This window comes from Actinomadura sp. 7K507 (assembly GCF_004348425.1).
In the GTDB taxonomy this organism is placed as follows: domain Bacteria; phylum Actinomycetota; class Actinomycetes; order Streptosporangiales; family Streptosporangiaceae; genus Spirillospora.
The window spans coordinates 14,470-33,759 of record NZ_SMKK01000051.1; the positions used below are offsets into that span (position 1 = coordinate 14,470).

Here is a 19,290-nt window from a genome sequence, read left to right on the forward strand (position 1 = left end):
CAGACCACCGCCCCGCCTCAGGGCGCGCCGGCGAGGACGTCGCCGACGGCCGTGCGGCGGTAGAGGACGGAGCGGCCGCTGCGCTCCTTCGTGACGAGCCCCGACGCGCGCAGCACCGCGAGATGGTCCCCCACCCCGCCGACGCTCAGCCGGAGTCGGGCGCTCAGCCAGGTGGTGGTGGCGGGTTCGGCGAGCAGGCGCAGCAGATCCGCCCGGGTACGACCGACCAGCCCGGCGAGGGCGTCCTCGCCGCGCGGCGTCCGGCCCTCCCACAGGGCCGCCACTCCCCTGGCCCGGTACATGAGCGTGTACGGCCAGTCCTGCTCGACGGCGAGGGCGAGTTCGGAGAAGACCACGGGCACGAGCATCAGCCCGGCGCCGCCCAGCCGGCGGGTGGCGTCGCCGCCGCCGCGGATGTCCACCTCGATCACGCCGTCGCGCCAGCTCACCTGACGGGACAGGCCGTCCAGCGCCTCGGCCCAGCCGTAGGCGGCCAGGCGTCCCGCACGGTGGACGATGTCGCTCTCCACGATCGACCGCACCACCGCCCAGTCCGGCTCCAGCAGGGCGGTCCACGCGGTCTCCAGGCCGACCGCGAGACGCTCCACCATGTCCGGCGCGTCCAGCAGGTCCCGGACGGCGCCATCCGGCTCCGGCAGGCCCACGAGGTTGCGGCCGATCTCTTCGCGCGCCTGGTCGAGGGGTGTCGCCCGCATCGTGGCGAGCTGTTCGGCGACGGTGAGGTTCGGCCGGGCGGGCGGCGGGCTGACGAAGTCGGCCATGTACCCGAAACGGCGGCGCAGGAACACCAGCGCCCGGATCGCGGGGTCGTCCGCGATCGGCGGGTAGCGGAGGCGGGCCCGTTCCACCCATGGACGCAGCGGGCCCGGCGGCACCCGGCCCGCGACCAGCCCCAGCGCGTTCAGGGTCTCCATCAGCGGCGCGAACCCGAACCGGCTGGCGGCCAAGTCGGCCTGGCCGACCTCGATCCGAAGCATGTTTCGTTCCTCCACGAAACATTGTCCCGGTGCCGCCCGGCCGCCGCAGAGTCTCCCCCATGACCGCTCCCCCACCGTCCGACCGACCACGGGCCGACCCACCACAGGCCGACCCACCACAGGCGTCCGCGCGGTACCGCGACGTCTTCGGCGTCCCGGAGTTCCGGACGCTGTTCTCCCTGCAGACGCTGCAAGTGGGCGGCGACTCGGTCCGCACGATCGCGCTGTCCGTGCAGACCTTCGAGCGGACGGGCTCCCCGGCCGCGGCGGCGCTCGTCTTCGCCGCGAGCATGCTGCCGTACGTGGTGGGCGGCGCGCTGCTGCTCTCGCTCGCGGACCGCGTCCCGGCCCGGCGGCTCCTCACCGGCTACCACCTGCTGCGCCTCGTGGTCACGGCCGTGCTGGCGCTCGGCGGGCTCCCGGTTCCGGCGATCCTCGCGCTGCTGTTCGCCGTGGGGCTGTTCGCACCGGTCGGGGGCGCGACCGTCCAGGCCAGGCTTCCCGTCCTGCTTCCCGGCGACGGCTACGTGCTCGGCCGGTCGCTGTTCACGATGACCAGCGCGGGCGCCCAGATCGCGGGCCAGGCCGCGGGAGGCCTGCTGCTGGCGGCGCTCGGCCCGGCCGGGACGCTCTGGCTGGCCACCGCGAGCGCCGCGCTGGCCACCGCGGTCGCCCGGTTCCGGCTCCCGGACACACCGGCGGTCGCGTCCCGGACGTCCTCCTCGGGTGCGGCGCGCGAGACCTGGCGGGTCAACCGCCTTCTCCTGGGCGACCGCACCACACGCGGGCTGCTGCTGTCCGCCTGGCTGCCGATCTCCCTGGCCGTCGGCGCCGAGGGCGTGGCCGTCCCGTACGCGGGAGGTCTGGGGAGCCCGGACGCGGCCGGGCTGCTGCTGTCGGCGGCCGCGGCCGGGATGTTCGCGGGGAACCTGGTCGTGGGCCGCTGGGTCCGCCCTGGCCTGCGCGAAAGGCTCACGCTGCCGCTGGCCACGCTGACCGGGGCTCCGCTTCTGGTGTTCGTGTTCGATCCGGGTCTGCCGCTGGCCTGCGCCCTGATGGCCGTGGGGACGTCCGGGCTGGCCTACGAGCTGACCGTCCAGCGGCGCCTGGTGGACGCTGTGCCCGAGCGGATCCGGGGACAGGCACTTGGGGTGTCCAACACCGGGCTGATGACGGGACAGGCCGCGGGCATCGGGGCGGCGGGCGCGCTCTGCGAGTTCCTGGCCCCGTCCCACGTCATCGTGCTGTGCGGCGCGGTCACACTGGCCGCCTGCCTGCTCCTGGCGCGCCATCTGCGATGACGGGGGGTGGCGTGCCCGCCGGGGAGGGCGGACACGCCACGGCGGGTTCTTACCGCTCCCAGGGGAAGTGGTCGGCGAAGGCCGGCTTCAGGCCGTCCAGCCACACCGCGTTAGGGTCGTAGCGGGCGAAGAAGGGCTTGCCGACCAGGTCGGCGTCGCGGCACTGGATGAGGTGCAGCGCGAACACCTTCTCCCCGGCCACGTCCACGACGCCGTCCACGCAGACCTTGCCCGGGGTCGCGGACATGGAGGGGCCCCGGACGGTGCGGGCGAGGCCGGAGACGTTCCTGTAGGCCTCCCGGTAGATCTCGTACGCCTCGGCGAGCGGCACCGCGAAGTAGTCCTGCGGGCCGGTGTCACGCTCAACGAACATGTAGTACGGGATGAGACCCATCCGGGTCTGGACGCGCCACATCGTCTCCCAGTCGGCGGCGTTGTCGTTGATCGTCCGGATCAGGGGCGCCTGGGTGCGGATGACGGCGCCGGTGTCGCGGATGCGGCGGCACGCCTCGGTGACCATGAGCGGTTCGAGCTCGCGCGGGTGGGTGAAGTGCGCCATGAACGCCAGGTTCTTGCCCGACTCGGTGACCTGCTCGAACAGGCGCAGCATGTCGTCGGCGTCGGGGTCGGTGACGAACTTCTGCGGCCAGTAGGCGAGGGACTTGGTGCCGATCCGGATCGATTCGAGCTGGTCCAGGTCCAGCAGCGGGTCGATGTAGCGGCGCAGCACCGACTCGCCCATGATCATGGCGTCGCCGCCGGTGAACAGGACGCTGGTCACCTCGGGATGCGCGACGAGGTAGTCGCGCAGCGCGGCGGGCTCGTCACCGGCCATCTTCAGGTCGGGCTCGCCGACGAACTGGGCCCAGCGGAAGCAGTACGTGCAGTACGCGTGGCAGGTCTGACCCTGCTTGGGGAAGTACAGGACGGTCTCGTCGTACTTGTGCTGCATCCCGGGGAGCTTGCCGTCGCCGAAGCTGGGGATGTTGAGTTCCATCTGCCCGGCGGGGTGCGGGTTCAGCTTCATCCGCACCGCGTGGGCGGCGGCCTCGATCTCGGCCTTGGGGGCCTCGCGGCTCAGGAGGTCCGACAGGTGCGCGACGTCCTCGGGCGGGAGCATGTCCTCCTGCGGGAAGACCAGCCGGTAGATCGGGTCGTCGGGCGCGGCCGACCAGTCGATGAGCTCCTCGATGACGTACGCGTTCGTCCGGAACGGCAGGACCGTGGCCACCGCCCGGGTCGCCAGCCGCTGCGCGGGCGACAGCCCGGCGCGCGCGGTGAGCTCGTCAAGGTGCTTCGCCGTGAAGGCGCGGAACTTGCGACCTGTGGGCCGCACTGCGGGCGCCGCGTCGTTCACCAGTGTCACGTGTTGGTACTCCTTGCTGTCAGCGGGGAACCGCACCCCCTGGGTGCGTCGTCACGGACCGTGATCAGGACTGCTCGGGACACCCCCATTCAACCCTTCAGGACGGGTTCATGCCGAATTGATACCCCCTGACCGGTGGGAAAAAAGCTGGTCAAGGGAGTATCCCGACAAATCGCCTGGACATCATCGTTGACGTTCCGCGCCTAGTACAACGACTACGGGACGTCAACTTCTCCGTCAGCGAACGGTGAAGACCGGCAAGGGAACGCCGGGGCGCGCGGTCGCGGCGGACGCTGCCAGTCTTCCCAACCGTTGGCGGTTGGGTGTTCATGGGTGTCGATAGCCGTTCATGAGTGACGTGAGGCGTGGCCATGGAGCCGGTGGAACGAGTGGCGCGCAGTGCTCGGTTCGCTGCGTGCCGGTGGCCGGAGGACATGTGGCGGGACACCAGCGCGACAGCCGCACGCGCAAGTCGATTGCATGTTCGAAGACGATGACTTAAAGTATCCGCCATGTCGCCGCCCGCCATCGTCAAAGGAGTGGACGCCGTCCCCGCGGCGGCCGACCCCGGCGTGGACGATGCCATCTGCCAGATCGGGCAGACCCCGGCACAGCCCGCAGGGCGGGGCGGGCGCCCGCGGCCCCTGCGGCCGATCGATGCGCCGTTCGTCGCGACCGGCCCGTCCGGGGTGGCGATCCGTACCCGGCTCAAAGGCCTCACGCTCCAGGACGACAACGTGTTGCGGGAAGTGGGTGCGCATCTGGGGTCGCTGGCCGGCCGTGACCTCAAGGCGCGCTGCGAGGCTGGGGCGGAGCATGACTCGGACGGGTGGGCGGCGCGTAAGCGGGAGTTGACGGGTGGGTCGTCGGCGCGGTGGGCCGGGAGCATCACCAGGGCCACCCACGACCAGTGGGCGCTGGCTCGTCGCGGCCAGCTCGCGCACCTGAAGAGCTTGGAGGCCGGGATCGCGGTCATCGAGCGGCGGCTGTCGGTCCCGGTCGGGCAGAAAGGGACCCGGCGGGCGGCGGGCGGGTACCGGTCCCGGCGGGAGTGGTTCGCCAAGTCCCGCCGCCTGCACGCCCTCAAAGACCGTCTCGCCGCCGTGCGGGCCGACTGGGACGCCGGGCGGGTGCGGGTGGCGCGTGGCGGCAGACGGCTGCTGAACAATCGCCATAACTTGGACGCTGCCGGGCTGACCGAGGAGCGGTGGCGGGCCCGGTGGGAGGCCGGGCGCCGGTTCTGCCAGGCCGACGGCGAGTCGGGCAAGCGGTACGGCAACGAGACCATCCGCGTCACCCCCGACGGCGAAGTATCGATCAGGCTGCCCGCGCCCTTGGCGCATCTCGCCAACGCGCCGCACAGCCGCTACATCCTGACCGCCCGCGTGCGGTTCGCGCACCGCGGGGACGAGTGGGCCGACCGGATCTGCGCCGATCGGGCGGTGGCCTACCGCATCCACCACGACCCCGATCGGGGCCGCTGGTACCTGACCGCGTCCTGGCAGCGCCCCACCATCCCTGCGGTGTCGTTGGAGGCGGCCCGCGCCCACGGCATGATCGGGGTGGACGCCAACGCCGACCACTTCGCCGCCTACCGCCTGGACACCTGCGGCAACCCGGTCGGCGACCCCATGCGGTTCAGCTACGACCTGTCCGGCACCGCCGACCACCGGGACGCGCAGGTCCGGCACGCCATCACGGCCCTGCTGCACTGGGCCCGGCGCTGCGGCGTGGCCGCCATCGCCATCGAGGACCTGGACTTCGCGCAGGAGAAGACCCGGGAGAAGCACGGCCGACGCAAACGGTTCCGGCAGCTGATCTCCGGCTTCCCCACCGGGAAACTCAGGGCGCGGCTGGTGGCGATGGCCGCTGAGCAGGGCCTGGCGCTCGTCGCGGTCGACCCGGCCTACACCTCCCGCTGGGGCGACCAGCACTGGCGCAAACCCCTCACCAGCAACAAACGTCAGATGACCCGCCATGACGCCGCCTCGGTGGCGATCGGCAGACGCGCCCTCGGACTCCCGATCCGGCGACGGACGACACCACCCCCTGCCCACCAGAGCGATGAGCAGAGGCATCGGACCGCCCAGGCCGAACCGAGTGCCCAAGGGCGTGAGGAAACCCGCCCACCCGTCACGGAACGCGCACACGATGCACGCCCCCGGACCGGGACACACGGAACGCGGGCAACCAGCGCATCCAACACCGTTCGGGATACGCGCAGTACCGGGACATGGGTCCAAAACCCACTCCTGGACACTGGCTAGGAACGGTTTCGCACCGATGTGCGGCCCGGGGCGCGCGACGCCGCGGGTTCGGAAATACTGGCCGGGCGGCGGGGCGAACGGCGAGAGGGGGCCCGGTGGACTCGGACGAGCGCGACGGGCCGGGGACCGTCCCCGCCCCGGTGATCGTCCTGGCCGTGGTCGCGACGATCACCTACACGACGTTCCTGCTCGCGGGCCCGCTCGACGCCAGGATCGACTTCGCCGACGGCTACGTCAGCGAACTGTCGGCCGCCGACCAGCCGTTCCGGTACGTCTACAGCGCGGGCGACCTCGTCACCGGCGTCCTGATCATCCTGGTGGCGCTGGGAGCGCTTTGGAGGCTGAAGCGCAGGCCCCTGACCACCGCGGGCTGGGTCTGCCTGGGCATGTTCGGCGTGTTCGCCATCGGCGACGCGGTCTTCCCGCTGGACTGCGCGCCGAGCCTGGACACCTCGTGCGCGCTGCGGGAGCGCTCCGGGCACCTGTCGTTCTCCCACGGATTCCACGCGTTCACCAGCAGCTCCGTGATCACCTGCTGGATGGCCGCCCTGCTGCTGCTGTCGTCGGCCGCCCGCCGGTACGGATGGTGGCCCGCCCTGGCCCGCTGGGGCCGGCCGCTGGTACTGGTCCAACTCGCGTTCGTGGCGGGTGTCATGGCGTCGATGTACGTGGGTCAGTGGCTCGGGGTCGTCCAGCGTGGCCAGATCACCGTCCTGTGCCTTGGAGTGCTGCTCATCGCCTGGGCCCTGTACACAGACCGGCGGGACGCGGCGCACGGCGCACCAGACGTCTCGCCAACGAGAGAGGGGGCGCGATCGTGAACGGGGCGCGCGAGCAAGTGAACGTGGGGCGCGAGCAGGTACACGTGGTCGAGTCCGGGCCCATGGACGGCGTTCCGCTGCTGCTGACCTCCGGGCTGGGCGGCGCCTGGTTCGACTGGGCGCCGACCGCCGGCCTGCTGCGCGACGAGTACCGCGTGACGGTGTTCGACCGTCCGGGACTCGGCCTCAGCCCGGCCGGGATCGCGCGGCCCACGCTGCGGCGCGACACCGCCACGCTGGAGGCGCTGGCGGAGCGGGCCGGGCAGCCGGTGATCGTCCTCGCGCACTCGATGGCGGCGTTCCACGCCGAGGCACTGGCCAGGGTGCGGCCCGGCCTCGTCCGGGGGATGGTGCTGGCCGACCCGAGCTGCGAGCGCGACCCGCGCGTGACCGTCCGGGCGGCGTCCGTCCTGGCGCCGCTGGCCAAGGCGACCGGCGTCGCCCTCAGCGCGACCCGCCTAGCGAAGGTCGCCGGGCCGTGCGGACGGCGGATGGTCCTCAGCCGGACGAGCCGCCGCGACGAGGCCGTCCCGGACCACGTCGTCCGGTCCGTCTACGGGCGCGGGACGGTGATCGGGACGGTCATCGCGGAGGAACTCGCCTACCGGGAGATGGCCGCCGACCTGGCCCGGCTGCGCGAGCGGCGGCCGTTCCCGCCTATCCCGCTCGTGGTCGTGACGGCCCTGGGGGACGTTGAGAGCCCTGACAAGAAGTGGGAATGGAGCGCGGGGCACGCGCGGCTCGCCGCGATGAGCCCGCACGGGAGCCACGTCGAACTGCCGGACGCCCTGCACATGGTGCCGCTCGACCGTCCCGACGTCATCGCCGACGCGGTCACCGACCTCCGCCGCGCGGAAGCGGAAGCGGGAGCGGTCGGCCCCGCCAAGGGAGCCGCCGTCAAGGGAGTGACGGCGTGAGACGGTTCGCCGTCGCCGTGCCGGCCGTTCTGCTCGTCCTGACGATGTCCGGCTGCACGCCGATGGAGCGGGTCTCCGAAGGGGCGTACCGCAACGCCGTCACCGGCGGCACCGTGGACGAGCTGAAGGCGCAGGGCATCGAGCTACGCGCACGACCCGAGTGCAAGACGCCCGAGACCGGTACCGCGTCGGTGGTGCGCGTGAATTGCACCGCCCAGACCCGGACGGGCGAGCCGGTCGCCGTGGAGGGCACCGCGTCCCAGGCGGACACCGGTCGTCCCCGCGAGTCCTACGTCGTGACCGTCGGCGGACGGGAAGTGCTGCGCAAGGACTGTCTCGGCTCCGGCTGCCGCTGATGGACCCATCAGGGCAACGAATCCGCATACGGAATGAAAAGATCGACCACCTAGCGCATACACCCTCGTACCGTCGGTGACCTTCCCATCGTGGAGATGAGTCGCAAGTTCCTAGACACAGGTCGCAATTTCCTGCAGATGGGCCGCAAGAAGGCCCTGATCCTGGGTGCCGCCGCGCTTCTGGTGCTCGTGGTGGCGGGCGGCGGCGCGTTCCTGCTGCTGTCCGGCGGCGACGAGCTGAACTACAAGACCCAGGCCGCGCTGCGCAAGGCGCTGCCGGTCACGGCCGCGGCCGAGCTGCAGCAGCGCGGAGTGAAGCTGGCGTCGCCGCTGGAGTGCGAGGACCTGCCCGGCTGGACGAAGGAGAAGCTGCGCGTGTCCTGCAGCGGCACGACCACGGACAAGAAACCGGTCAAGGTCATCGGCAGCGGCGAGCAGGAGACGGCCGAGAGCAACTACACGATCCTCGTGAACGGTAAGCCGCTCGTGGAGAACGCGCCCTGCCTGGGCGCCGACTGCGACAACCAGGAGCGTTAGGTCCGCGACGGCCGGAGTGGGGGGCGCCGCGGCGGAGTGACGGTCGCCACTCCGGGCGGGTGGCGTCAAGGCGGGTGAAATAACGTCCTACGATGCGATGAGCTGCGTTCTTGCGGCGCACCGCATTCCCTTTCACCCTCCTGGAGCGGCCATGACCGGCACCGGTGAGCCGCCGCGCCCGGCGGAGCCCCACCGCCCGGCCCCCGGTCAGGCGGCGTCGCGCCGCCAGGCCGCGGTCCGCCCGCTGCCGATCGCGGTCGACACGATGGGCGGCGACAACGCCCCGGAGGAGATCATCGCCGGGGCGGTCGAGGCGGTCCGCGAGCACGACGTCCGGCTGGTCCTGGTGGGGCAGGCCCCGCGGATCCGGCGGGAGCTGGAGCTGTACGGCATCGCCGGCAAGATCCCGATCGTGCACGCGGACGAGGCCCTGGACATGGGCGAGGGCGCGCTGGCGAGCTGGCGCAAGCCCCGCTCGTCCATCGCGATCGCCTGCCATCTGATCAAGCAGGGGCGGGCGTCGGCGCTGGTGTCGGCGGGCAGCACGGCGGGGGTCGTGGCGACGTCGCGGCTGCGGCTCAAAGGACAGCAGGGCGTGATGCGCCCGGCGATCGCGGTGGCGCTGCCGACCCGGCCGCGCCCGACGATCCTGCTGGACGCGGGCGCCACCGCGGACGTCAAGCCGGAGGGCCTGGTCCAGTTCGCCGCGCTCGGCACCGCGTACGCGCAGATCCTGCTGGGCCTCGACCGGCCGTCCGTCGGGCTCCTCACCATCGGCGCCGAGCCGGGCAAGGGCAACAAGCAGACCAAGCGGGCGCACGAGCTGCTCGCCGGCGGCAGCCACGGCATCGAGTTCGCGGGGAACGTCGAGGGCCACGACCTCCTGACCGGGCGGGTGGACGTCATCGTCGCGGACGGCTTCACCGGCAACATCGCCCTCAAGACCATGGAGGGGACGATCCGGACCGCGTTCGCGGAGGTCCGCGACGCGATGACGTCCACCCCCGCCGCACGCATGGGCGCGCTCCTGCAGCGGCGCCGCCTCCAGGACCTGCGCGACCGCCTCGACCCCGACACCTACGGCGGCGGTGTCCTGCTCGGGCTGAACGGCACGGTCGTCATCGCGCACGGCGCGTCCCGTGCCCGCGCCATCACGTCGGCGTGCGAGCTGGCGCACCGCCTCGCCACCGGGCGGATCGTCGAGCGGATCCGCGAGCAGGTCGCGCTGACCCGCACGTCCCGGTTCGGTCGCTGGACGCACGGCGACCGCGACGGCTCCGAGAAACCGGCGGACAGGCCCCCCGAGGAACACGCCGACGGTGCGGCCGAAGGGGCGCAGCTCGCCGTGGAGGCCCGGTCGTCCGGCACCCGCGCTTCCGGCACCCGCACTTCCGGCACGGGCACTTCCGGCGCGGGCCCCGCGGGGGACACCGTCCCGGACCGGCAGGAGCCGCCCGCCACGCCGTAGCCGCCCGCCACGCCTTGGCCGGAGGACATGCGCGCAAAACCGGGTCCGGGTGAGGACGCCGCGCCGATAGCCTTGGAACATGCCCGATCCGCAACTCCTGCTCGCCGCCCGGGTCCAGGCCGCGCTCAGCGCCGCCTTCGGACCGTCGTACGCGGACACCGACCCGGTCATCCGGCCGTCGCAGTTCGCCGACCTTCAGGCCAACGTGGCTCTGCCGCTGGCCAAGAAGCTGGGCCGCCGGCCGCGAGACGTGGCGGAAGAGATCGTCGCGAACCTCGACACCGCCGGGGTCGTGTCGGACGTGCAGGTCAGCGGCCCGGGTTTCGTCAACCTGACGCTCAGCGACGCGTGGATCGCCGCGGAGGCGCAGCGGGCGCTGGAGGACGAGCGGCTCGCCGTCCCCGCGGCGGACAAGCCGCAGAAGGTCGTCGTCGAGTACTCGTCGCCGAACGTGGCGAAGGAGATGCACGTCGGGCATCTGCGGACCACGATCGTCGGGGACGCGATCGCGCGGATCCTGGCGTTCCTCGGCCACGACGTCGTCCGCGACAACCACGTCGGCGACTGGGGCACCCCGTTCGGCATGCTGATCGAGCACCTGCTCGACCTCGGCGAGGACGCCGCCGCGCGGGGCGACTCGTCCGTCAGCGACCTGACCGAGTTCTACCAGGCCGCGCGGCAGAAGTTCGAAGGCGACGCCGAGTTCGCCGACCGGTCCCGCCGGCGGGTCGTCGCGCTCCAGGCGGGCGACGCCGAGACGCTGCGGCTCTGGCAGGTCCTCGTGGACGTGTCCAAGGAGTACTTCAACGCCGTCTACGGGCGGCTCGGCGTCACGCTCGGCGACGACGACATCAAGGGCGAGAGCTACTACAACGACCTGCTCGCCCCGACCGCCCGGGAGCTCGAGGACAAGGGCATCGCGGTGATCAGCGAGGGCGCGCTGTGCGCGTTCCCGCCGGGGTTCACCGGCCGCGAGGGCGAGCCGCTGCCCGTGATCATCCGCAAGAGCGACGGCGGCTACAACTACTCCACCACCGACCTCGCGACGATCCGGTACCGGGTCGACACCGAGCACGTCGACCGGATGGTCTACGTGGTGGGCGCGCCGCAGTCGCTGCACTTCCAGATGGTGTTCGCCGTGTCGCGGATGGCCGGCTGGCTGAACGGCGAGGTCGAAGCCGAGCACGCCCAGATCGGCAACGTCCTCGGCACCGACGGCAAGATCCTGCGGACCCGGGCGGGCGGCACCGTCAAGCTCTCCGAGCTGCTGGACGAGGCCGTCGAGCGGGCCGGCGCCGTGTTCGACGAGATCCAGCACGACGAGCCGTTCGACGACGCGACCCGCGCCGCGATCGTCCGGGACGTCGGCATGGGCGCGGTGAAGTACGCCGACCTGTCGGTGGCGCGCGACAGCGAGTACATCTTCGACTTCGACCGGATGATCTCGTTCAACGGAAAGACCGGCCCGTACCTGCAGTACGCGGCGGCGCGGATCCGGTCGATCTTCCGCAAGGGCGGGCTCGTGCCCGAGGACGCGACGGGCCCGATCGTCCTCGGCCACCCCGCCGAGCGTGCCCTCGCGCTGGAGCTGCTCGGGTTCGGCGCCGTCCTGAAGCAGGCGGGCGACACCGCCGAGCCGCACCGCCTGGCGAGCTACGTCTACGCCGTAGCGGACGCCTACACGACGTTCTACGAGAACTGCCCGGTGCTGAAGGCCCCGGACGAGCCGACCAAGGCGTCCCGCCTGGCCCTCTGCGCGGCGACCCTGCGCACCCTGGTGACCGGCCTGGACCTCCTGGGCGTCCCCACCCCTGAGCGCATGTAAGGCTCAGGTCCGCCCGGCGGCGGCCACCCCGCGCTCGCGGGTGATCTGCTCGCGGACGGCTGGGACCACCTCCAGGGCGAACACGGCCAGCTGTTCGGGGTTGCCGCCGAACAGGAACGAGTCGACGCCGTGGCCGATGGCCAGTTCCGTCAGCTCGTAGATCCACTGGCGTGGCGGGCCGTGCAGGAAGCCCCGCGTGTCCCGGCCGTCGACCGTGCCTTCCAGGACGTAGACGCGGCGTATGTCGGCCGGGTCGCGTCCGGCCGCGGCCGCGGCGTCGTCGAGGCGGCGCTGGCCGTCCGCGAGCCGGCTCGGCGGGACCAGGGACGACGGCGCGATCCAGCCGTCCGCGATCCGGCCGGCGAGGTCCAGGCCGCGCGGCCCGGTGACGCCGAGCCAGATGCCGATCTGGTGCTCGGGCATGGGGCCGCTCTGCGCCGCCGTGAACCCGTAGTGCTCGCCCTGGAAGCGCAGCCCGTTCTGGTCGGTCCAGTGCAGCCGGATGACCTGGACGGCCTCCTCAAGGGCGCGCCGCGCCGCCGCGGCGCCGAGCCGGCCGCCCCCGTACGCCTCGATGCCGTCCCAGGACGTCCCGGCGCCGAGGCCGAGTTCGACGCGGCCGCCGCTGAGCCGGTCCATCGTCGCCATCGCCTTGGCCAGCACGGCGGGCGGGCGCAGCGGCAGGCACGCCACCGCGGGCAGCACCCGGATGCGGGACGTGACGGCGAGCGCCGCCGCCATCAGCGTCGGCGCGTCCGCCGTGTCACGCCGGTACGGCTGGTCGCGGATGCCGAGGAGGTCGAGGCCGAACCGGTCCGCGTCCTGCGCGGTGCGGATCAGCGGCGCGGCCGCGTCCGGTGCGAGGGACACGCCGAACCGCAGCGGCCCGCGCCGCGCTCGGGCCGGGGTCACTGCAAGTAGCCTTCGACCTCGTCCGACGGCCGGACCCGCTCGCCGCCGGGGTCCTCGCCCGCCTCAAGCCGCGCCCGGCGGCGGCGGAGCAGATCCCAGCACTGGTCCAGGGCGACCTCCAGCTGCTCCAGCCGCCGGTGCTCCTCCTCGCGTCCAGGCTCGTCCTCCGCCGCGCCGCCGCGCTGGTTGCGGTCGCGGAGCGCCTGCTCCTCGCCGACGTACTCGCTGATGCGCGCCAGGATGTCCTTCTCGTTCATCGGCCTGTCAGCGGTCACGGTCGCGGGTTTCGGTGAGCCCGCTGAGGAACCCGCCGTCCGGTCGTGCCGGGCGCTGGAGCGGCGCCGCCTTCGGCTCGACCATCGGAGACGCGGGCGGCGCCGTCGCGGCGGTCGACCTGGCCGCCGCGACCGCGCTGCGGGCGGGCGTCGTGCGGGCGGCCGTCGTGGACCTGCCCGTCGTGGACCGGCCCGTGGTGGATTTGCCCGTGGTGGAAGCGCTCGTCTTGGGCTTCGCCGCCGTGGACTTCGCGGACCCCCTGGCCGCCGCCGGCTTGGCGCTCGCGGTCGTCCGGGACGTGGTGGACCTGCTGGCCGCGGTCGTGCGCGACTTCGGCGCCGTCGACTTCTTCGCCGTGGTGGACGGCTTCGACTTCGCCGCAGTGGACGAGCTTCGCGTGGTGGACGACTTGCGCGCCGTGGACGAACTCGTCCGCGCCGACGTCGTCGACCTCGAACCGCCGCTCGCGGCCGATGTCCTGCGGGTCGTCCCGGACTTGGCCGGCGTGCTCTTCTTGGCGGTGCTCGCGCTGGAGCTCTTACTCCCGCTGGTGCTCTTCGTCCCGGTGGACTTGGCGTTCGCCGACTTGGCCGTGGTGGTGATGACCTTCGCGGCCGCGTCCATCGCCTTGGCGGCGTCGGTCATGGCCTTGGTCGCGCTGGTCATCGCCTTGGTCATCGCCGTCATGGCCTTGGCCGACGAGGACGCCTTGGTCGCCACCGACTTCATCTGCGTCGCCGCCGTCTTGGCCTGGCTCGCCGCCTTCGTGACGCGGGTCGCGGCCGTCGACGGAGACGTGCGGGCCGCCGACGTCGACTTCTTCGCCGTGCCGGTCCTGCTCGCGGTCTTGGTCCCGTTCTTGGTCCCGGCCGCGCGGCCGGTCGAACGGCTCCCCGTGGTCTTGCTGCCCGTGGTCTTGCCCGTGGTCTTACTCGCAGTGCTCCTGGACGCCGTGGTCCTGGATGTCGTGGTCTTGGACGACGACTTCGCGGCCGACGTGCTCTTCGCCGCCGGCTTCCGGGCCGTCGTGGACTTGTTCGCTGACGTGGTCTTCGCCGTCTTGGTAGGCACTGATCTCCCCCCAGTGATGATCAGTTACGGGGAGATCTATTCCACACTTCGTCACCCTCTACACACGCAGCGTCATTTGAGATCAGATGCCCACTGGATGCCAGACGGTCTTGGTCTCCAGGAACGCGGTCATACGGGCGGTTCCGGGCTCGCCGTTCCAGTCGGCGCCGTCCGGGCGCAGGACGCGTTTCAGGTTCTCGGCGGCCTTGCCTTCGAGGTCGGAGACGTCCTCGGGCGCGGCGCCGGTGAGGTCGATGGCGTTGACGTCCATGTGGGTGGCCAGCCAGGGCGCGATCTCGGCGCGGTGCCCGGTGAGGATGTTGATCACACCGCCGGGCAGGTCGGACGTGGCCAGCACCTCGGCCAGCGTGATCGCCGGCAGCGGCGCCGGTTCGGACGCGACCACGACCGCGGTGTTGCCGGACACGATGGCCGGGGCGACGGCCGACACCAGGCCGAGCAGCGGCGAGTCGGGCGCGACGACGGCGACGACGCCGGTGGGCTCAGGCGTGGAGAAGTTGAAGAACGGGCCGGACACGGGGTTGGCGGACCCGGCGACGGCGGTGAGCTTGTCGGCCCACCCCGCGTACCACACCCACCGGTCGACGGCCGCGTCCACCTCGGCGGCGGCCTGCGGCTTCGTCAGGCCCGTCCGGCGGAGTTCGTCGGCGAACTGGTCGCGGCGTCCCTCCAGCATCTCGGCGACCCGGTAGAGGATCTGGCCGCGGTTGTAGGCGGTGCGGCCCGACCAGCCGGGGAACGCCTTGCGCGCGGCGACGACCGCGTCACGGGCGTCCTTGCGGGACGCGCGGGACGCGTTGGCGACGAAACGCTCCTTGGCATCGGTGACCACGTACGACCTGCCGGACTCGGACCGGGGGAACGCGCCCCCGATGAACAGCTTGTAGGTCTTGCGGACGGCGAGACGCTCGGCCTGCCCCGGCCCGGACGACTTGGACCCGGACGACTTGGACCCGGATGACTTAGACCCGGATGACTTAGACATTGAGGTAGGCCTCCAGTCCGTGGCGTCCGCCCTCACGGCCGAACCCCGATTCCTTGTAGCCGCCGAACGGGGACGCCGGGTCGAACTTGTTGAACGTGTTGGCCCAGACCACCCCGGCCCGCAGCCGCTGCGCCGTCCACAGGATCTGCGAGCCCTTCTCCGTCCAGATCCCCGCCGACAGCCCGTAGGGGGTGTTGTTGGCCTTGGTCACGGCCTCCTCCGGCGTCCGGAACGTCAGCACCGACAGCACCGGTCCGAAGATCTCCTCCTGCGCGATCCGGTGCGACTGCGCCACGTCGGTGAACACCGTGGGCGCGAACCAGAAACCCTGCCGGGGCAGCTCGCACGGCGGCGACCAGCGCGTCGCCCCCTCCTGCTCCCCCGCGTCGGAGAGTTCCCGGATCCTCGCGAGCTGGGCGGCGGAGTTGATCGCCCCGACGTCGGTGTTCTTGTCGAGGGGATCCCCGACCCGCAGCGTCGCCATCCGGGCCTTCAGCCGCTCCATGACCTCCCCGGCGACCGATTCCTGGACGAGCAGCCGCGACCCGGCGCAGCACACGTGCCCCTGGTTGAAGAAGATCCCGTTCACGATGCCCTCGACCGCCTGGTCGAGCGCGGCGTCGTCGAACACGATGTTGGCGGCCTTGCCCCCGAGTTCGAGCGTCAGCCTCTTGCGGGTGCCCGCGACCGTCCGGGCGATCTGCCGTCCGACCTCGGTGGACCCGGTGAACGCCACCTTGTCGATGCCGTCGTGCGCGACCAGGGCGCGGCCGGTCTCCCCCGCTCCGGTGACGATGTTGACGACGCCGGGCGGCAGTTCGGCCTGGCGGCAGATGTCGGCGAACATCAGCGCGGTCAGCGGCGTGGTCTCCGCGGGCTTGAGCACCACGGTGTTCCCGCACGCCAGCGCCGGGGCGATCTTCCAGGCCAGCATCAGCAGCGGGAAGTTCCACGGGATCACCTGCCCCGCAACGCCCACCGGCTTCGGGTCGGCCCCGAACCCGGCGTGGCCCAGCTTGTCGGCCCATCCCGCGTAGTAGAAGAACCACGCCGCCACCAGCGGCACGTCCACGTCCCGCGACTCGCTGATCGGCTTGCCGTTGTCGACCGACTCCAGCACCGCCAGCTCCCGCGAGCGCTCCTGGATGATCCGGGCGATCCGGTACAGGTACTTGGCGCGCTCGCGCCCCGGCATCGGCCCCCACACCTTGTCGAACGCCGTCCGCGCGGCGGCCACGGCACGGTCGACGTCCGCCTCGTCCGCGCACGCGACGTCGGCCAGCACGCTCTCGTCGGCGGGGTTGATCGACTTGAACGGCTCGCCGTGCCCGTCGACGAACTCACCGTCGACGAACAGCCCGTAGGAGGCGCGGATGTCGACGACGGCCCGCGACTCGGGCGCCGGCGCGTACTCGAAAACCCCGCTCTTGGAAGCCCTGCTCTTGGAAGCCCCGCCATCAGAAACCATGATCAGTCCAGGGTGAAGTAGTCGGGTCCGGAGTACACGCCGGTGGCCAGCTTGCGGCGCTGCATCAGCAGGTCGTTCAGCACGCTGGACGCCCCCAGCCGGAACCACTCGGGGGCCAGCCAATCCGGACCGGCGGTCTCGTTCACCAGCACCAGGTACTTGATCGCGTCCTTCGTGGTCCGGATGCCGCCGGCCGGCTTGACCCCGACCTGCCGTCCCGTGGACGCCCGGTAGTCGCGGACGGCCTCCAGCATCACCAGCGTCACCGGCAGCGTCGCGGCCGGCGACACCTTCCCGGTGGAGGTCTTGATGAAGTCCGCGCCGGCCCGCATCGCCAGCCACGAGGCCCGCCGGACGTTGTCGAGCGTGGCCAGCTCGCCCGTCTCCAGGATGACCTTCAGGTGCGCGTCCCCGCTCGCCTCCTTGACCGCCACGATCTCGTCGGAGACCTTGGCGTAGTCGCCGGACAGGAACGCGCCCCGGTCGATCACCATGTCGATCTCGGCCGCGCCCGCGGCCACCGCCGCCCGCGTGTCGGCCAGCTTCGCCTCCAGCGGCGCCCGCCCCGAAGGGAACGACGTCGCCACGCTCGCGACGCCGACCCCCGTCCCGGCGAGGGCCCGGACGGCGACGTCCACGAGGTCCGAGTAGACGCACACCGCCGCCACCCGCGGTGCCGACGCGTCCGCCGGATCAGGATGCGCGGCCTTGGCGCACAGCGCCCGCACCTTCCCGGCGGTGTCGGCGCCCTCCAGCGTGGTCAGGTCCACCATCGAGATCGCGAGGTCGATCGCCTCGGCCTTCGCCGTCGTCTTGATCGACCGGGTCGCCAGCCTCGCGGCCCGCTCCTCGGCCCCCACCTGATCCACGCCCGGCAGCCCGTGCAGAAAGGCGCGCAACTCGGCAGCGCCGCTAAGAGTCTCCGTTGACACGCTCCCCAGCATCGCCGAACTACGCGCTCGGCACAAAACAGGCGGCTAACGAAGCGGTGTCAACTAGTTAAGCGGTGTCATCTAGTTAAGCGGCGTCGTCCAGTTAAGCGGCGTCGTCCAGTTAAGCGGCGTCGTCCAGTTAACCGGTTTCGTCTAGTTAAGCGGTGTCGTCAGTGAAGCGGTGTCGTCGTCCACTCGGCGGGGTCGGTGCCCAGCGGAGTGATCCGCCGGAACAGCCCGGTCACCCCGCCGCTCGCCTGGAGGCGCCGCAGCGGCTCGCCCGCCGCCACGATGTTGACGTCGAATCCGTCCACCCCGAACACCCAGAGCGTCTGCCGGTTCGACGCCTTGCCGGTTCGCGGCCCCGGATGCGGGAGCCGCGTGTCGAACGCCGGGTGCCCATCGATGGTCGTGTTGGGCTTGAAGTTCTTCCTGGCTTGCGGGCGGGACGCGGACAGCATGACCGTCAGCTGATCGTCCCCGCGCGAGGTCCCCAGCGCGATCATGGCCTCCGGCCGGGTGCCGACCCACGTCTGCGTGACCTTGAGCCCGTCCGGGATCCCGGACACCCGCATCGGGAACGCCACCGGCTCGTTCCCGCCGAACTTCACCCCCGCCGCGACGCGGTGGACGGTCGCCGCGTCGGCCACGGCCCGGTCGTTGACCGACAAGAGCGCCCAGCTCTCCGGCCGGTACTCCCACCGGAACTCCGCCGCCACCTGTTCCGACCCGGGACCGCCCGGCTTGATCGACCAGTAGGCGGGCCTCCCGTTGACCGGCGCCGCCTTCGTCAGGCGCCCCTTCCGTGCTCCCGGCAGCAGCGGGATGCCCGGCCGTTTTCCGGGAGGCATCACGGTCAACGCGATGGGCGCGCCCCCCGGCCCCCGGCCGGCATGCACCTCGTAGGTGGGGTTCCGCCCGCTTTCCCGCGTGACCCGTGTCCGCGCGTAACCGGCGGGCAGCCACCCGAACGCGGCCTCCTCGACCAGCGGACTCGGGTACGCCGGCGGCTCCACGACCTTGTCGGGGCGCTCTTCGTGGGACGACGGCAGCACCGCGACCACGGCCACCGCCGCGGCGGCCCCCGCCGCCACTACGACCGCCGCCGCTCTCCGGGCCCGCCGCATCAGCCTGATCCGCCGTCCGGCGACCACCGCCGCCGCGACGTCCACGGCCGGTGGGGGGCCGGGCGATCCGGCGAGGCGCTCCAGTTCCGCCTTGAGATCGTTCACGCGAGCCTCTCCCCTTCGGCCACCGGAGCCAGTACGCGGCGCAGCGCGTCCAGGCCGCGCGCGCTCTGGCTCTTGACCGTCCCCGTGGAGCAGTTCAGGACGTCGGCCGTCTGCTCGATGGACAGGTCGCAATAGAAACGCAGCACCACCGCGGCCCGCTGGCGCGGCGGCAACTCCGCCAGCGCCGCCCGCAGATCCATCCCGCCCGCGTGGTCGGCGGGTTCGACGGCGGCGTCCGGCGTCCGGTCGACGACCCGGACCCGCTGCCGCCAGCCGCTCCGCTGTTCGGCCAGGAACACCCTGACCAGGACCGTCCGGGCATACCCGTCGACGTTCTCCGCCGCCGACGCCCGCCGCCAATGCACGTAGAGACGCGTGGTCGCGGACTGAACGAGATCGTCCGCTCGGTGCCAGTCCTGGCACAGCAGGTAGGCGACCCGGCGTAACCACGGGATCCGGGCCGTCACGTAAGCGGTGAACTCCTCGTCACGACTCGCCATCCGCACACTCCTCGCCGGCTCCACACCCACCTGATGC

17 protein-coding genes and 1 pseudogene are annotated in these 19,290 nt (G+C 72.1%); 8 read left to right on the forward strand and 10 right to left on the reverse strand.

Going from position 1 to position 19,290, the window contains the following annotated elements:
* Window positions 1–17: 17 nt before the first annotated feature.
* Complete coding sequence (locus E1285_RS14125) at window positions 18–998, reverse strand: winged helix-turn-helix domain-containing protein (protein WP_132151995.1); 981 nt, start codon at window positions 996–998, stop codon at window positions 18–20.
* 59 nt (window positions 999–1,057) lie between these two features.
* Between E1285_RS14125 and E1285_RS14130 the strand changes: the two genes are divergently transcribed.
* Window positions 1,058–2,299: an MFS transporter gene (locus tag E1285_RS14130; protein ID WP_132151997.1), complete on the forward strand. Its 1,242-nt coding sequence runs from the start codon at window positions 1,058–1,060 to the stop codon at window positions 2,297–2,299.
* A gap of 49 nt (window positions 2,300–2,348) precedes the next feature.
* Here E1285_RS14130 and E1285_RS14135 read toward each other — a convergent pair whose 3' ends face one another.
* Window positions 2,349–3,665 (reverse strand): lysine 2,3-aminomutase, encoded by a 1,317-nt coding sequence (locus E1285_RS14135; protein ID WP_207946589.1) that lies wholly within the window; start codon window positions 3,663–3,665, stop codon window positions 2,349–2,351.
* A gap of 512 nt (window positions 3,666–4,177) precedes the next feature.
* Between E1285_RS14135 and E1285_RS14140 the strand changes: the two genes are divergently transcribed.
* From E1285_RS14140 to argS, 7 genes and pseudogenes are all read left to right on the forward strand, one after another.
* Window positions 4,178–5,932, forward strand: a complete 1,755-nt coding sequence (locus E1285_RS14140) for a transposase (RefSeq protein ID WP_243722770.1) — start codon at window positions 4,178–4,180, stop codon at window positions 5,930–5,932.
* Between the two features lie 95 nt (window positions 5,933–6,027).
* Entirely contained in the window at window positions 6,028–6,753 is a 726-nt protein-coding gene (locus tag E1285_RS14145) for a DUF998 domain-containing protein (protein ID WP_243722771.1), read from the forward strand.
* Entirely contained in the window at window positions 6,750–7,670 is a 921-nt protein-coding gene (locus E1285_RS14150; RefSeq protein WP_243722772.1) for an alpha/beta hydrolase, read from the forward strand. Before E1285_RS14145 ends, E1285_RS14150 begins: the two co-directional genes overlap by 4 nt.
* Window positions 7,667–8,026 (forward strand): hypothetical protein, encoded by a 360-nt coding sequence (locus tag E1285_RS14155; RefSeq protein WP_132152001.1) that lies wholly within the window; start codon window positions 7,667–7,669, stop codon window positions 8,024–8,026. Before E1285_RS14150 ends, E1285_RS14155 begins: the two co-directional genes overlap by 4 nt.
* Before the next feature lie 96 nt (window positions 8,027–8,122).
* On the forward strand, window positions 8,123–8,563 hold the full coding sequence (locus E1285_RS14160; protein ID WP_243722773.1) for a hypothetical protein: 441 nt from the start codon (window positions 8,123–8,125) through the stop codon (window positions 8,561–8,563).
* 151 nt (window positions 8,564–8,714) lie between these two features.
* A pseudogene (plsX, locus tag E1285_RS14165) lies at window positions 8,715–9,788 on the forward strand (phosphate acyltransferase PlsX); the annotation flags it as partial.
* Window positions 9,789–10,110: 322 nt separating this feature from the next.
* The gene (gene argS / locus E1285_RS14170; protein WP_132152003.1) at window positions 10,111–11,856 is read left to right on the forward strand and encodes an arginine--tRNA ligase; all 1,746 of its coding nucleotides are present in this window, start codon (window positions 10,111–10,113) and stop codon (window positions 11,854–11,856) included.
* 3 nt (window positions 11,857–11,859) lie between these two features.
* Here the strand turns inward: argS and E1285_RS14175 are convergent, their stop codons facing one another.
* The 8 genes from E1285_RS14175 to E1285_RS14210 all read right to left on the reverse strand — a co-directional run bounded on the left by E1285_RS14175 (window position 11,860) and on the right by E1285_RS14210 (window position 19,253).
* A complete protein-coding gene (locus tag E1285_RS14175) occupies window positions 11,860–12,768 on the reverse strand; it encodes an LLM class flavin-dependent oxidoreductase (protein WP_132152006.1) in 909 nt (302 codons plus the stop codon).
* Window positions 12,765–13,025 carry a DUF2630 family protein gene (locus tag E1285_RS14180; RefSeq protein ID WP_132152058.1) on the reverse strand — a complete coding sequence of 87 codons (261 nt, stop codon included), beginning with the start codon at window positions 13,023–13,025 and terminating at the stop codon, window positions 12,765–12,767. Before E1285_RS14180 ends, E1285_RS14175 begins: the two co-directional genes overlap by 4 nt.
* Window positions 13,026–13,032: 7 nt before the next feature.
* Window positions 13,033–14,115 carry a hypothetical protein gene (locus E1285_RS14185; protein ID WP_132152008.1) on the reverse strand — a complete coding sequence of 361 codons (1,083 nt, stop codon included), beginning with the start codon at window positions 14,113–14,115 and terminating at the stop codon, window positions 13,033–13,035.
* Between the two features lie 82 nt (window positions 14,116–14,197).
* The gene (locus E1285_RS14190; protein WP_132152010.1) at window positions 14,198–15,121 is read right to left on the reverse strand and encodes an aldehyde dehydrogenase family protein; all 924 of its coding nucleotides are present in this window, start codon (window positions 15,119–15,121) and stop codon (window positions 14,198–14,200) included.
* A complete protein-coding gene (locus E1285_RS14195; protein WP_132152012.1) occupies window positions 15,114–16,589 on the reverse strand; it encodes an aldehyde dehydrogenase family protein in 1,476 nt (491 codons plus the stop codon). Before E1285_RS14195 ends, E1285_RS14190 begins: the two co-directional genes overlap by 8 nt.
* A gap of 2 nt (window positions 16,590–16,591) precedes the next feature.
* Window positions 16,592–17,521, reverse strand: a complete 930-nt coding sequence (gene deoC, locus E1285_RS14200; protein WP_243722774.1) for a deoxyribose-phosphate aldolase — start codon at window positions 17,519–17,521, stop codon at window positions 16,592–16,594.
* A 170-nt stretch (window positions 17,522–17,691) separates the two neighbouring features.
* Window positions 17,692–18,753: a hypothetical protein gene (locus tag E1285_RS14205; RefSeq protein ID WP_132152016.1), complete on the reverse strand. Its 1,062-nt coding sequence runs from the start codon at window positions 18,751–18,753 to the stop codon at window positions 17,692–17,694.
* Window positions 18,750–19,253, reverse strand: a complete 504-nt coding sequence (locus tag E1285_RS14210) for a SigE family RNA polymerase sigma factor (RefSeq protein WP_132152018.1) — start codon at window positions 19,251–19,253, stop codon at window positions 18,750–18,752. Before E1285_RS14210 ends, E1285_RS14205 begins: the two co-directional genes overlap by 4 nt.
* Window positions 19,254–19,290: the final 37 nt, after the last annotated feature.